Source organism: Rhizomicrobium sp. (genome assembly GCF_056722145.1).
Genome location: NZ_JBWZET010000142.1, coordinates 1 through 12,899, shown reverse-complemented (window position 1 = coordinate 12,899; position 12,899 = coordinate 1). Strand labels below are relative to the sequence as shown.

Genomic DNA, 12,899 nt, shown 5'->3' with positions numbered 1-12,899 from the left:
TGCCGGATGGGGGTATGCTCCCCATATATGAAAAAGGCGGCCGGCTGCAGCCGATGCAAGCAGTGGCCCCCCTCCCCTTCGCAAAAAACCGCAAAACAATTGCATTGCTGAGCAGGGGTAATTCGCGCAATAAATGAACCTCGCGGGATTGTGGAGCGGCAGTGCGACGCCCTTGCCAGCCTCTACCCGGCCCGGCTATCTCAGCCCCCCGAATTCACCTCGTCGAAAAGAAGTACCCCGATGGCCGGCCATTCCCACGCCAAGAACGTGATGTTCAAGAAGACCAAGGCGAACGCCGCGCGTTCCAAGCTCTTCTCCAAACTGGCGCGCGAAATCATCGTCGCGTCGAAAGGGGGGATGCCCGACCCCGACCACAATGCGCGCCTGCGCACGGCGGTGGCGGCTGCCAAAGCCCAGTCGGTGCCGCGCGATGTCATCGAGCGTGCCATCAAGAAGGGCCAGGGCGGCGATGCCGAGAGCTATGACGAGATCCGCTACGAGGGTTACGGCCCCGGCGGCGTCGCGCTGGTCGTCGAGTGCCTGACCGACAACCGCACTCGCACTGCCGCCGACGTCCGCGCCGCGTTCTCGAAATTCGGCGGCGCGCTGGGCGAAACCGGCTCCGTCGGCTTCATGTTCGACCGCAATGGCGTCATTACTTATCCGCTCGATAAGGGCTCGGCCGACGACATGCTGGAAGTGGCATTGGAAGCAGGGGCCGATGAGGTCGACACCAACGACGAGGAGCACGAGTTCCTGTGCTCGCCCGACACCTTCACGGCGGTGCGCGATGCCTTGGAAGCCAAGCTCGGTCCCGCCGCCTCGTCGGGCATCTTTTTCCGCCCGCAAGCGACCAATCTGGTCCCCGATCACGTTGGCGAAACGCTGGTGAAGCTGCTCGAAACCCTGGAAGACAACGACGACGTCCAGCGCGTCACCGGCAATTACGAGTTGTCAGAGGCGCTGCTGGCCAAGCTCGGCGAGTAGCATTCCGGGAATTTCTTTCCTCCGGCCCGGCAATCCGCGAAACTGCATTCGCGATTCGTTCGGGCCAGCCATGCAGTGCGTCCGCATCCTCGGGCTTGATCCCGGCCTCAGCCGCATGGGCTGGGGTTTGATCGACTGCGCCGGCACCAAACTGACCCACGTCGCGCACGGCGTCATCGTGACCAAGCCGGCCGAATGCCTCGGCCTCAGACTGCTGGCGCTGCACACCGAGGTCGCCCGCATCATCGCCGAGTTCACGCCGGGGGCCATTGCGGTGGAGCAGGCGTTCGTCGCCAAGGACCCGTCGGCGGCCCTCAAGCTCGGTCACGCTCGCGCGGTCGCACTCTTGGCGGCGGCCCAGGCCGGGCTCGACATCGCCGAGTACGCTCCCAACCATATCAAGAAGTCGGTGGTCGGCGTCGGCCATGCCGGCAAGGAGCAGGTGCAGGCGATGGTCAAGCGGCTGCTGCCTGCCTGCGGCGTCGAGCAGGCCGATGCCGCCGATGCGCTTGCCGCCGCCATCGCCCACGCCAGTCTTGCCGGCACTCGCGCCCGCATCCTGGCCGCACTGAGCTGAGGGGACCATGATCGGCAAACTGACAGGGGTGGTGGACACGGTGGCCGAGGATCACGTCATCCTCGATGTCGGCGGCGTCGGCTACCTGGTGCAATGCCCGTCCTCGACGCTCGGCAAGCTGGTGGTCGGCGAGCGGGCCTCGCTGTTGATCGAGATGCGGGTGTCGGAGGATGCCATCCGCCTGTTCGGCTTCGTCACCGCCGAGGAGCGCGAATGGTTCCGCCTTTTGCAGAGCGTGCAGAGTGTCGGTGCCAAAGTGGCGCTCAATATCCTCTCGGTCCTGTCGCCCAAAGCCATCGGCCGCGCCATTGCCCTCGCCGACAAGGCGATGATCGGGCAGGCGCAAGGCGTCGGCCCCAAGCTTGCCACCCGCATCGTCACCGAATTGAAGGACAAGGCACCCGCCGTGATCCTGCGCCAGGAACCGGGTGAGGCCGTCCCCATCGCCGCCCCGCGCGGACCTGAAGCCGATGCCGTGATGGCCCTGACCCGGCTGGGCTATTCCCAGAGCGCGGCAGCCGAATCCGTGGCCCGCGCCGCGCAATCTCTGGGCGAGGGCGCCGCCCTGGACGCATTGATCCGCGAAGCCTTGCGGGCGATGGGGCGGTAAACTACAGTCTGACTAGTCTGACTAGTCAGGAGGACCCCGGGATGAATTGGGCCGTTCAGGACGCCAAGGCACGCTTCTCCGAGCTGTTGCGCGCGGCCGAAAAGAGCCCCCAGGTGATCACCTACCGGGGTGAACCGGCCTACGAGATCAAGAAGATCGATGCGGCGGCGGCGCAGAAGAAGCGTCCAATGACGCTGCTGGAAGCCCTGAAAGCGTGCCCCAAGGTGCCTGAGTTCGAACTGCCGGAACGCAAGCACCATTCCATGCGCAAGGTCGATTTCGGTGACGAATGATGGCCTACCTTGTTGACACCTGCGTGTTGTCCGAAGGCGCCAAGCGCGAAATCAATCCGTCGGTCGAAGCGTGGTTTGTGTCGGTTGCGGAGGAGGAACGTTTTATCAGCGTCATATCGCTGGCCGAAATCTACTACGGCATGTTGCGTTTGCCGCACGGCCGCAGGCGGACGGAACTGGCCATCTGGTACGACGAAAAACTACGGCCAAGTTTGGGATCACGGATCGTTGCGTTTGGCGAGGCCGAGGCTGTGTTTTGGGCTTCCCTGCGAGCGCGGTATCCGAATGCACACCACTCGGATTCCCAGATCGCGGCGACCGCCATTGCGCACCATCTCACGCTCGTCACCCGCAACGTGAAGGATTTCGCCTTCGAGGGATTGTCGGTCGTCAACCCCTGGGAGTACGAGTGCTGATCATGGCTGCCGCGAAAGTGCCCCCTCCCAAAACGGTGCCGGATCGTTTCGTCGCTCCCGAACGCGGCGAAGACGATGCGCTGGAATCCTCGCTGCGGCCGAAGCGGCTTTCCGAATTTACCGGTCAGGCCCAGGCGCGCGAGAATCTCGCCATCTTCATCGCGGCGGCCAAGGCGCGCGGCGAGGCACTCGATCATGTCCTGTTCTCCGGTCCGCCGGGACTCGGCAAGACGACACTGGCGCAGATCGTGGCCCGCGAGTTGGGGGTCAATTTCCGCTCGACCTCGGGCCCCGTTCTGGCCAAGGCAGGCGACCTTGCCGCCATCCTGACCAATCTCGAACCGCGCGATGTACTCTTTATCGATGAAATCCATCGCCTCAATCCCGCCGTTGAGGAAATTCTTTATCCGGCGATGGAGGATTTCGAACTCGATCTCGTCATCGGCGAGGGGCCGTCGGCGCGGTCGGTGAAGATAACCCTGGCGCCGTTCACCCTGGTTGGGGCGACGACACGGTCCGGTTTGATCACGACGCCGCTGCGCGACCGCTTCGGCATTCCGCTGCGGCTGAATTTCTATACCGCAGACGAGCTGCTTTCCATCGTCGAGCGCGGCGCCCGGGTGCTCGGCATCGATCTCACCACCGAGGGGGCGCGCGAAATTGCCAGTCGGGCCCGCGGCACGCCGCGTATTGCCGGCCGCCTGCTCAAACGGGTGCGAGACTTCGCGGCGGTTGCAAAACATGCCGTGGTCGACGCGAAGATTGCCGACGCGGCGCTCACCCGGCTGGAAGTCGACCGCCGCGGTCTCGATGCTTTCGACCGGCGCTATCTCAAGTTGATCGCCGAAAACTTCGGCGGCGGTCCGGTAGGCGCGGAGACGATTGCCGCAGCGCTGGGCGAGGCGCGCGACGCCATCGAGGAAACGATCGAGCCCTATCTGATGCAGCAGGGGTTCGTGCAGCGCACGCCGCGCGGACGGATTCTGACGGCGAATGCGTTTACCCACCTGGGTTTGCCGACGCCGGCCACCGGTCCGGCCCAGATTGGTCTGTTCACGGACGAGGACGGCGATGCCTGAATTAACGATGTTGGGGCGGTTTGAGGGCAGGGCCTTCATCTGGCCGGTGCGCATTTACTATGAAGACACCGACCTCGGTAGTGTCGTCTATCATGCGAATTACTTGCGCTATATGGAGCGGGCGCGCACCGAGTTCTTCCGCGCCATCGGCCTCGATGCCGCCTATCCCGATGATCCGGTGCCGAGTTTCTGGGCCTTGCGCAAGGCGGCGGTCGAGTACATCCGCCCGGCCAGGTTCAATGATCTGCTCGACGTGCGCACAGAGGTTGTAGGGCTGACGGGCGTTCGGCTCGAGGCCGCGCAGACGATCTGGCGCGGCGCGGAACAACTCACCGAAGGAGCCGTTCAGGCCTGCATTATTTCGATGACAGGAAGGCCAAAACGCATCCCAGCGGAAGTTCGCGACAAAATTCTGCCTTTCCTATCTGAAACAGTGGTTTAACGATATCCGCGTAAGGAAAGCCGCAAATTAGCTGAGCTTTTTCCCGCCGCACTCGGCATAATCGCTCGGGGGAGCCCAAAGGAACGCGTTCGATGATCAGGTTGAGGGGTTTGCTGTCTGCATTTGTGGTGGTCGTGGCGATCGGCGCTGCGGCGCCGTCGTCGATGGCCCTGGCCCAGGACGCGCCACGCGCCGCGCCGACCGGCGCTCCGGCCGACAGCGCTCCGCTTGCCGCTCCGACGCAGAGCGTCGACGTTTCGACCACGACCGTTGCCCCCAGCGCGCGCGGGATTTCGTTCCTCGAAATGTGGGGCCGTGCGGACTGGCTGGTCCGCGGCGTGTTTCTGCTGCTGTTCGTCGCCAGCCTGATTTCGTGGGTGATCATCATCAACAAGGGGCTGGCGCTCTCCGCTCTCGAGCGCAAGGCGTCGCGCTTCGAAAAGGTGTTCTGGTCGGGCAAGTCGCTCGACGAGCTGTTTCAGCAGTTTGCCGGCAGCAACGATCATCCGATGACCGCGACATTCGTCGCCGGCGTACGCGAATGGCGCCGCGCCTTCGAACACGGAGCGCCGAGCCTTACCGTGCTCGCGGGAACCAAGGATCGCGTCGAGAAGGCGATGACCGTCACCATCAGCCGGGAGGCGGACGTGGTCGAAAAGAGCATCGGCTTCCTCGCCACTGTCGCCTCCACTGCGCCGTTCGTCGGTCTGTTCGGTACCGTCTGGGGCATTATGAATTCGTTCACGGCGATCGCCGGCATGCACAACACCTCGCTCGCCGTGGTCGCGCCAGGCATCGCCGAAGCCCTGTTCGCCACCGCGATGGGCCTGTTCGCCGCCATTCCGGCCGCAATTTTCTATAACCGCTACGTCAGCCAGATCGGGCGTTACATCAACCGGCTCTACGCCTTCAGCGACGAGCTGTCGGCGATCCTGTCGCGCCAGCTCGACGAAAAGGCACGCTGAGATGGCGGTCGCACTTCCATCATCGGGTGGAGGAGGGCGCCGGGGTTCGCGTCGCCGTCCGCTCGCCGAGATCAACGTCACGCCGTTCGTCGACGTGATGCTGGTGCTTCTGATCATCTTCATGGTGACGGCGCCGTTGCTCAATCCCGCCATTCCGGTCGATCTGCCCCATTCCAAGGCGCAGCCCTTGAGCGAGAACCGCGAGCCCTTGTCGATCACCGTCAAGAAGGACGGACGCATCTACCTGATGGACAAACCGGTGGGCCCCGACGAACTGGTCGGGCGACTCACCGCCATCGCCCAGAACGGCGCCGACGAGCGCATCTATGTCCGTGGCGATACGTCGGTGCCGTACGGTCGCGTCATCGAGGTGATGGGCATTCTCAATGCCGCGGGTTTCACCAAGGTCGGTCTGGTGACCGGTCCGCCGAAACAGAACAGCGATGGCAAGAAATAGGGCGACAGCGGAACGGGCGGTATCGGCCGGCGGCGTCGTGCTGTCGATCGCGGTCACGATCGCGTTTCATGTCGCGCTGATCGTTTTCCTGTTCGTGTCGTTCTCCAAGAAGCTCGATATCAACCTCGAAGGCACGCCGATCGTGCCGGTCGATCTGGTGACGCTCGCCGACCAGACCAACGTCGCCCCGACGGTAAAGCCGGACAACACGCCGCCAGAGGTCAAGGACGTGTCGCCGCCGCCGGCGCCCGATGTGGCGCCGCCCCAGATCGACGTCGCGCCCGACGCCAAGCCAAAGCCGAAACCCAAATCCGATGCCGAAAAGTTCGACATCAACGACATCGAGAAGCTGCTCGCCCACAAAAAGCCGGCCAACGCGAAGGTGGCCCAGCGCACGGTCGAAGCCGTCGGGGCCGGCACGGCAATGACGGCTGATCTCGCCTCGCTGCTGCAGAGCCTGATTTATCGCTGCTGGAGCCCGCCGGTCGGCTCGCCGCATCCCGAACGTATGATCGTCCGCTACGAACTTTTCCTCAATCGCGACGGTTCTGTCGCACGGGCGCCACAATTGACGCCAGAGTCGGCGGCGGCCGTGGCGAGCGATCCTTACATGGCGGCGGCGGCGGGAGCGGCCCGACGGGCGATCTACACATGCGCCCCCTATCGTCTGCCGGCGGACAAATATGCGTACTGGCGGGATGTGATCTTCACCTTCGATCCGCGCCAGGTGGGACAGTGAAACGGAGAGAGCAATGAGAAGATTGGCTTTGGCCGTGGTTGCAATGCTGGCGTGGACGGGAGCAGCTGTCGCAGCGCCGCTGCAAGTCGACGTCAACCAGGCCAATATCCAGCCGTTGCCGATCGCCATTCCCGATTTTGTTTCGGTGAACCCGGCCGCTGCCGATCCCGCCGCCGCCGCCGCGATCCAGAACATAGCGACCGTCGTGCGCGCCGATCTCGAGCGTTCCGGCCTGTTCAAGCCGCTCGATCCCAAATCCTTCATCGAGCAGATCAACAACATCAACGTCGCGCCCAACTTCCAGAACTGGCGGGTGATCAACGCGCAAGGCTTGGTGACGGGTCAGGCGGCGATGCAGCCCGACGGGCGCCTCAGGGTCGATTTCCGGCTGTGGGACGTCTACGGCGAAAGCCAGATGCTGGGCCTTCAGTTCACCACCCAACCCTCGACCTGGCGCCGCGTCGCCCACATGATCTCGGATGCGATCTACCAGCGTATTACGGGTGAAAAGGGCTACTTCGACACCCGTATCGTGTTCATTTCGGAGAGCGGGCCGGCGCTGCATCGCAAGAAGCTGCTCGCGATCATGGACGAAGACGGTGCCAATCCGAGCTTCCTCACCAAAGGCGAGTTGGTGCTGACGCCGCGTTTCAACCCTTCCGCGCAAATGATCGCCTATATGTCGTACACGACGGGCAAGCCGCGCGTTTATCTGTTCGATCTCGAAACCGCGCACTTCGAACGGCTTGGCGATTTTCCCAATATGACCTTCTCGCCGCGGTTCTCGCCGGACGGCAATCTGGTCGCCATGACGCTCGAAGTCGGGGGCAATTCCGACATTTACATCATGGATTTGCGCACCCGCCAGTCGCGTCGGCTGACCTATGATCCGGCGATCGACACGGCGCCGTCGTTCTCGCCCGACGGTAAGCAGATCGTGTTCGAGTCCGACCGCGGCGGCAGCCAACAAATCTACGTGATGAACATCGACGGCTCGAACGCCCACCGCATCAGTTTCGGCGACGGCCGCCACGGCACGCCGGTGTGGTCGCCGCGCGGCGATTTGATCGCGTTTACCAAACAGGCCAGCGGCCAGTTCCGGATCGGCGTGATGCATCCGGACGGCTCGGGCGAGCGCATGCTGTCGAACGGCTGGGAGGACGAAGGTCCTACCTGGGCCCCGAATGGACGGGTTCTGATGTTCACCCGCACCCTCCAGGGCGGCCACGGCTCACAGATATGGTCCGTTGATGTCACAGGTCGTAACCAAAGACGCGTTTCCACACCGGGGGATGCCTCGGATCCGGCATGGTCGCCCTTGATCCAGTAGGTGTATTCTCCTTACAATCCGTCACGCGAGGGCGTATTGGGGTAGGTGCGAAAAATCAGAGCGCAGTGTTCTCGCAGTCGGCACGCGCTTGTGCTTGAGGAGTTGGGATAACCATGAAGAATTTTGCTGTCGGCCCGAAGCTGGCCGTCGTTGCGTTTGGTCTTTTTGTCGCCGGTTGCGCGACGAAGGCTCCGCCGCCTCCGCCGGCGCCGCCGCCGGTCGTTCAGCCGGCCCCGCCGCCGGCTCCGTCGATCGTGCCGGGCAGCGCGCAGGATCTGAAGGTGAATGTCGGTGATACCGTTCACTTCGACTATGACAAGTACGCCGTCCTTGATCAGGACAAGGCCACCCTGCAGCGGCAGGCGGCCTGGCTTGCCAAGTGGCCGAACATCAAGATCACGGTCGAAGGTCATGCCGACGAACGCGGCACCCGCGAATACAACATCGCGCTCGGTGCGAAGCGCGCCAATGCCGTCAAGGAATACCTTGTCAGCCTCGGCGTCTCCGCCGCGCGCATCGACACCGTGTCCTACGGCAAAGAGCGTCCGATCTGCGCCGACTCGACGGAAGCCTGCTGGGCCCAGAACCGCCGTGGCGTGACGATCATCGCCTCCGGCGCGAACTCGTAAGCCTGCTTGCGAGCGATTGAAGTTGAGGGGCGCCGCTGGTCGGCGCCCCTTTGCGTTTCAGCTGGGGAACGTGTCGCCTGAGTAATTTCTTCCGCCCCCACATTTGTCCTAAGATGGGGTGATCCGGAGTGATGGTCATGAATTTGCGCAGTTGCGCCGCGGCGGCGGCATTGATGGTGGTTCTCGGTCCGGCCGGTGCGGCGAGCTCCGGCTACCTGCATCCGGTCGAAGTCCGCGGCATTTTCGGCGAGAGCGACGAGGAGAAGGCGGCCCGCCTCAAGGCCGAAGCCCGCGAGAACGATCAGGACGCCGGCATCGCCGAACTGCGCCAGCGCATTTCCGATCTCGAGAACGCGCTCCGCCAGTCGACCGGCCAAAACGAGATGCTGGCGCACCAGATTCAGGAACTCGGCCAGCGCATCGACCGCCAGCAAAAGGATTTCGATTACAAGCTGTGCACACTGGCGGCGCAGCAGCTTGGCGCGACGGCGACCCCAGACGCCTCCGGCAACAGCCTGCCGTGCGATCCCAATGCGGCGGTCGCGACGCTGACCACCCCCGGTCACGGTGGAACGCTGGGATCGGTTCCGGTCGTCGGTGCGACGCCGCCCGCGGCCCCGGCGACGCGCAGCCAGTACGACGAGGCGATGAATCTGCTCGCCCGGACCCGTTATGACGAGGCGCGCGCCGCCTTTCGCGCTTTCGCCGATGCCAATCCGAAGGACCCCTTGGCGCCTCAGGCGGTCTATTGGGTCGGCAACATCGCCTTTGTGCAGAAGGACTTTGCTGCCGCAGCGGTCGCCTTTGCCGAGCAGATCAAGAAATACCCCACCAATCCGCAAGGCGCCGACAGCATGTTGAAACTCGGCGAGTCGCTGCTCGCCCTCGGTGAAAAAGAGAAAGGCTGCGTCACGCTTGGCGCGATCAAAGGCAAATATAAGCAAGCCCGGCCCGACATCCTCACCCAGGCGCAGACCCTGCGCGCCAAGTCCTGCAAAGGCGAGTGACGAGCTAGCGGCGGCTTTCTCGGACGCGATGACCGCCAGCGGCGCGCCGTGGCCGGCTGCGGTCGCGGTCTCGGGCGGCTCCGACTCGCTGGCGCTGATGCACCTGTTGCGCGACTGGGCCAAGGTGCGAGCGTTGCCGGCGCCGGTCGTCGTCACGGTCGATCACGGCCTGCGTGAAGGTGCCGCGGCCGAAGCGAGGCAGGTGGTGCGCTGGGCGAAAAAGGTCGGGCTTAAAGCTGTGGTGCTGGCGTCGAAAGAGCCGCCGCCGGTCGCGGATATTGAAGCGGCGGCACGGCGCCTGCGCTATCGGTTGATCGGCGACTATGCCCGCAAAAAAAAATTGGTGGCGGTGTATGTCGCCCACACCCGCGACGATCAGGCCGAAACCATTCTGATCCGGCTGGCGCGCGGCAGCGGCGTCGATGGCCTGGCCGGGATGCGAACACGGGCGCCGTTCCCCGATCCGGATTTTTCCGACCTCGTGGTCGTTCGCCCTATGCTCGGTCTTGCCCGCCGCGACCTGCGGCAAATGCTGATCGCCCGTCGCCAGACTTGGATTGAAGACCCGATGAACGCCGACGCGAGGTTCGCGCGGGTACGCATCCGCCTTGCCTGGCCGCAGCTTGCTCCGCTTGGACTTACGCCGGAGCGGTTGGCTGAGACCGCCGTTCATCTCGCCCGGGCACGGGAGGCGCTTGACGTCGTGTCCAATGCGGTTCTCGCCCGGGCCTGCCAGCCGTGCCGGGGCGGTTATGCACTCGACGCCCTGGCGCTGGCCGGGGCGCCCCCGGAACTGGGTCTTCGCGCTCTTGCCCGGGTGCTGATGGCGGTGAGCGGCAATCCGTACCGGCCGCGGTTCGATCGCCTGTCTGCCTTGTTTACGGCGATCACAAATAGTTCCGTTGGGGGAGGCCGGACTCTCCATGGTTGCCGAATTGGCCCAGCGCCCAAGGCTTTATGCCAATTTGGACCGCCAACCCTCTTGGTCGAGCGCGAAAAAGGGCGCAAACCGCCCCGGTAACGCCATTTCGGCGTACCAACAGGTTCTTAAGCGGCGGCGCGCATAATCTTGCTCCAGCCGGTTAAATTCCTTACCGTTTCTAAATCTGGCAACGACGAGAAATCGACCTATCTATAGGATACTGTTTTTTCGTCTTGTCGCGGCCGCAGGGGCCACCGAGAAAGGACCGCCTTGAACAATCTTCGCAATCTGGCGCTGTGGATCCTCATCGCGCTGCTCCTGGTCCTCCTGTTCAACGTGTTCCAGGGGTCGAACAAGGGCGCTCAGGCGCAACCGCTGAGCTACTCGAATTTCACGCAGGAAATCGTCAAGGGCAACGTCCAAAAGATCACCCTGGCAGGTGATGAGGTGAAGGGCGAGCTGCGCAACGGGACCTCGTTCACGACGATGGTGCCGACCAACGACCAGACGATGTGGACCACGCTCAAGGAGCACGACGTCAACGTCACGGTCGCCAAGCCGGATGACGGCATGTCGCCGCTGTTGAACGTGCTGGTGTCGTGGTTCCCGATGCTGCTGCTGATCGCGGTGTGGGTGTTCTTCCTCCGGCAGATGCAATCGGGCGGCGGCAAGGCAATGGGCTTCGGTAAGAGCCGCGCCAAGCTTCTCACCGAGCGCCAGGGCCGGGTGACGTTCGAGGACGTCGCCGGTGTCGACGAGGCCAAGGAAGACCTCAAGGAAATCGTCGACTTCCTGAAAGATCCGCAGAAATTCCAGCGCCTCGGCGGGCGCATCCCCAAGGGCGTGCTGCTGGTCGGCCCGCCGGGTACCGGCAAGACCTTGCTGGCGCGCGCCATTGCCGGCGAAGCCAATGTGCCGTTCTTCACCATTTCGGGTTCGGACTTCGTGGAAATGTTCGTCGGTGTCGGCGCATCCCGCGTCCGCGACATGTTCGAGCAGGCCAAGAAGAACGCGCCGTGCCTTGTCTTCATCGACGAAATCGACGCGGTCGGCCGCCATCGCGGCGCCGGCCTCGGCGGCGGCAATGACGAGCGCGAGCAGACCTTGAACCAGTTGCTGGTCGAGATGGACGGTTTCGACGCCAATGAGGGCATCATCCTCATCGCCGCGACCAACCGGCCGGACGTGCTCGACCCGGCGCTTCTGCGTCCGGGCCGGTTCGACCGTCAGATCGTCGTGCCCAACCCGGACGTCATCGGCCGCGAGCGCATCCTCAAGGTGCATGTGCGCAAGGTGCCGCTCTCGCCCGACGTCGATCTCAAGACGGTCGCGCGTGGCACGCCGGGCTTTTCCGGTGCCGACCTGATGAACCTCGTCAACGAGGCGGCCTTGCTCGCCGCCCGGCGCGGCAAGCGCATCGTGACGATGAGCGAGTTCGAGGACGCCAAGGACAAGATCATGATGGGCGCCGAGCGGCGCACTCTGGTGATGACCGAGCAGGAGAAAATCCTGACCGCTTATCACGAGGGTGGCCATGCCATCGTCGCGCTCAACGTGCCGGCGACCGATCCGGTCCATAAGGCGACGATCATCCCGCGCGGCCGCGCGCTAGGCATGGTCATGCAATTGCCGGAGCGCGACAAGCTGTCGATGAGCTACGAGCAGATGACGTCGCGTCTGGCGGTGCTGATGGGTGGCCGTGTCTCCGAAGAGGTCATCTTCGGCAAGGAAAAGGTCACATCCGGCGCGCAATCGGACATCGAGCAGGCGACGAAGCTTGCCCGTGCGATGGTTACGCGCTGGGGCTTCTCCGACGAACTCGGCACCGTCATGTACGGCGAGAACCAGGAAGAAGTCTTCCTTGGCTACTCGATGGGCAAGCAGAACAACATTTCCGAATCGACTTCGCAGAAGATCGACGCGGAAGTGCGACGCCTTGTCGAGGCCGGTCTGGCGGAGGCGACCCGCATCATCACCGAGAAGCGTCAGGATCTCGAAACCCTGGCCAAGGGCCTGCTGGAATACGAGACTCTGACCGGCGAGGAGATCTACGGCCTGCTGCGTGGCCAGAAGCCGATCCGCGATTCGGGAGACGAGCCACCGCCTGCGCCGGCGCCGCGGCCTTCGCCGGTTCCGTCCACGGGCCGTCAGGCACGGCCCGGTCCGGAGCCGGGCTTCGAGCCGCAGCCGCAGACCTGAGTCTGTAAGGCGACTGAGAATTAACGGCGTTTGATTGCCAGGCAATCAAGCGCCGTTTCGATTCCGGGCCTGTCGCGCGTTCTTCTGTTCCCGCTTAGTCTCACGCTTCCGACGGTAAAGGCCCGGAGATCGCGCGATGAGTGGCTTGCACTTTAATCTATTGACGGCGGCGGGCGTGGTCGTTGCGACCGCGGCCACCGATGCGGTCTATGTCATGTTCACCTCGGCCGTCAGTGCGCGGCGGCGA

The 12,899-nt window shown here is 63.8% G+C and carries 15 protein-coding genes; all 15 read left to right on the top strand.

What is annotated here, in order from left to right; all coding sequences use genetic code 11:
• Window positions 1–240 precede the first annotated feature (240 nt).
• Window positions 241–987 (top strand): YebC/PmpR family DNA-binding transcriptional regulator, encoded by a 747-nt coding sequence (locus tag AC1P6P_RS07995; RefSeq protein ID WP_481401910.1) that lies wholly within the window; start codon window positions 241–243, stop codon window positions 985–987.
• 70 nt (window positions 988–1,057) lie between these two features.
• Window positions 1,058–1,564, top strand: coding sequence for a crossover junction endodeoxyribonuclease RuvC (ruvC, locus tag AC1P6P_RS07990; protein WP_481401909.1), 507 nt, complete (start codon window positions 1,058–1,060; stop codon window positions 1,562–1,564).
• 7 nt (window positions 1,565–1,571) lie between these two features.
• Window positions 1,572–2,174, top strand: a complete 603-nt coding sequence (gene ruvA / locus AC1P6P_RS07985) for a Holliday junction branch migration protein RuvA (protein WP_481401908.1) — start codon at window positions 1,572–1,574, stop codon at window positions 2,172–2,174.
• 41 nt (window positions 2,175–2,215) lie between these two features.
• A complete protein-coding gene (locus tag AC1P6P_RS07980) occupies window positions 2,216–2,467 on the top strand; it encodes a type II toxin-antitoxin system prevent-host-death family antitoxin (protein WP_481401907.1) in 252 nt (83 codons plus the stop codon).
• Window positions 2,467–2,883, top strand: a complete 417-nt coding sequence (locus AC1P6P_RS07975) for a PIN domain-containing protein (protein WP_481401906.1) — start codon at window positions 2,467–2,469, stop codon at window positions 2,881–2,883. The genes AC1P6P_RS07980 and AC1P6P_RS07975 overlap by 1 nt, the downstream gene beginning before the upstream one ends.
• Window positions 2,884–2,885: 2 nt before the next feature.
• Window positions 2,886–3,962: a Holliday junction branch migration DNA helicase RuvB gene (ruvB, locus tag AC1P6P_RS07970; protein WP_481401905.1), complete on the top strand. Its 1,077-nt coding sequence runs from the start codon at window positions 2,886–2,888 to the stop codon at window positions 3,960–3,962.
• Entirely contained in the window at window positions 3,955–4,404 is a 450-nt protein-coding gene (locus AC1P6P_RS07965; RefSeq protein ID WP_481401904.1) for a YbgC/FadM family acyl-CoA thioesterase, read from the top strand. Before ruvB ends, AC1P6P_RS07965 begins: the two co-directional genes overlap by 8 nt.
• A gap of 110 nt (window positions 4,405–4,514) precedes the next feature.
• A complete protein-coding gene (tolQ, locus tag AC1P6P_RS07960) occupies window positions 4,515–5,369 on the top strand; it encodes a protein TolQ (protein ID WP_481401903.1) in 855 nt (284 codons plus the stop codon).
• A gap of 1 nt (window position 5,370) precedes the next feature.
• Window positions 5,371–5,826, top strand: coding sequence for a protein TolR (gene tolR, locus AC1P6P_RS07955; protein WP_481401902.1), 456 nt, complete (start codon window positions 5,371–5,373; stop codon window positions 5,824–5,826).
• On the top strand, window positions 5,813–6,565 hold the full coding sequence (locus tag AC1P6P_RS07950) for a hypothetical protein (protein ID WP_481401901.1): 753 nt from the start codon (window positions 5,813–5,815) through the stop codon (window positions 6,563–6,565). Before tolR ends, AC1P6P_RS07950 begins: the two co-directional genes overlap by 14 nt.
• A 13-nt stretch (window positions 6,566–6,578) precedes the next feature.
• Window positions 6,579–7,895 carry a Tol-Pal system beta propeller repeat protein TolB gene (gene tolB / locus AC1P6P_RS07945; protein WP_481401900.1) on the top strand — a complete coding sequence of 439 codons (1,317 nt, stop codon included), beginning with the start codon at window positions 6,579–6,581 and terminating at the stop codon, window positions 7,893–7,895.
• Window positions 7,896–8,008: 113 nt separating this feature from the next.
• Window positions 8,009–8,524 (top strand): peptidoglycan-associated lipoprotein Pal, encoded by a 516-nt coding sequence (pal, locus tag AC1P6P_RS07940; protein ID WP_481401899.1) that lies wholly within the window; start codon window positions 8,009–8,011, stop codon window positions 8,522–8,524.
• A 137-nt stretch (window positions 8,525–8,661) separates the two neighbouring features.
• Window positions 8,662–9,531, top strand: a complete 870-nt coding sequence (ybgF, locus tag AC1P6P_RS07935) for a tol-pal system protein YbgF (RefSeq protein ID WP_481401898.1) — start codon at window positions 8,662–8,664, stop codon at window positions 9,529–9,531.
• 28 nt (window positions 9,532–9,559) lie between these two features.
• A complete protein-coding gene (gene tilS, locus AC1P6P_RS07930; RefSeq protein WP_481401897.1) occupies window positions 9,560–10,552 on the top strand; it encodes a tRNA lysidine(34) synthetase TilS in 993 nt (330 codons plus the stop codon).
• Window positions 10,553–10,723: 171 nt separating this feature from the next.
• Entirely contained in the window at window positions 10,724–12,652 is a 1,929-nt protein-coding gene (gene ftsH, locus AC1P6P_RS07925) for an ATP-dependent zinc metalloprotease FtsH (protein ID WP_481401896.1), read from the top strand.
• The last annotated feature ends 247 nt before the right edge of the window (window positions 12,653–12,899 follow it).

Excerpts from the sequence above, each read along its gene's own strand:
- AC1P6P_RS07995 (WP_481401910.1), top strand. The coding sequence starts at position 241 with ATGGCCGGCCATTCCCACGCCAAGAACGTGATGTTCAAGAAGACCAAG.
- ruvC (WP_481401909.1), top strand. The coding sequence starts at position 1,058 with ATGCAGTGCGTCCGCATCCTCGGGCTTGATCCCGGCCTCAGCCGCATG.
- ruvA (WP_481401908.1), top strand. The coding sequence starts at position 1,572 with ATGATCGGCAAACTGACAGGGGTGGTGGACACGGTGGCCGAGGATCAC.
- AC1P6P_RS07980 (WP_481401907.1), top strand. The coding sequence starts at position 2,216 with ATGAATTGGGCCGTTCAGGACGCCAAGGCACGCTTCTCCGAGCTGTTG.
- AC1P6P_RS07975 (WP_481401906.1), top strand. The coding sequence starts at position 2,467 with ATGGCCTACCTTGTTGACACCTGCGTGTTGTCCGAAGGCGCCAAGCGC.
- ruvB (WP_481401905.1), top strand. The coding sequence starts at position 2,886 with ATGGCTGCCGCGAAAGTGCCCCCTCCCAAAACGGTGCCGGATCGTTTC.
- AC1P6P_RS07965 (WP_481401904.1), top strand. The coding sequence starts at position 3,955 with ATGCCTGAATTAACGATGTTGGGGCGGTTTGAGGGCAGGGCCTTCATC.
- tolR (WP_481401902.1), top strand. The coding sequence starts at position 5,371 with ATGGCGGTCGCACTTCCATCATCGGGTGGAGGAGGGCGCCGGGGTTCG.
- AC1P6P_RS07950 (WP_481401901.1), top strand. The coding sequence starts at position 5,813 with ATGGCAAGAAATAGGGCGACAGCGGAACGGGCGGTATCGGCCGGCGGC.
- tolB (WP_481401900.1), top strand. The coding sequence starts at position 6,579 with ATGAGAAGATTGGCTTTGGCCGTGGTTGCAATGCTGGCGTGGACGGGA.
- pal (WP_481401899.1), top strand. The coding sequence starts at position 8,009 with ATGAAGAATTTTGCTGTCGGCCCGAAGCTGGCCGTCGTTGCGTTTGGT.
- ybgF (WP_481401898.1), top strand. The coding sequence starts at position 8,662 with ATGAATTTGCGCAGTTGCGCCGCGGCGGCGGCATTGATGGTGGTTCTC.
- tilS (WP_481401897.1), top strand. The coding sequence starts at position 9,560 with ATGACCGCCAGCGGCGCGCCGTGGCCGGCTGCGGTCGCGGTCTCGGGC.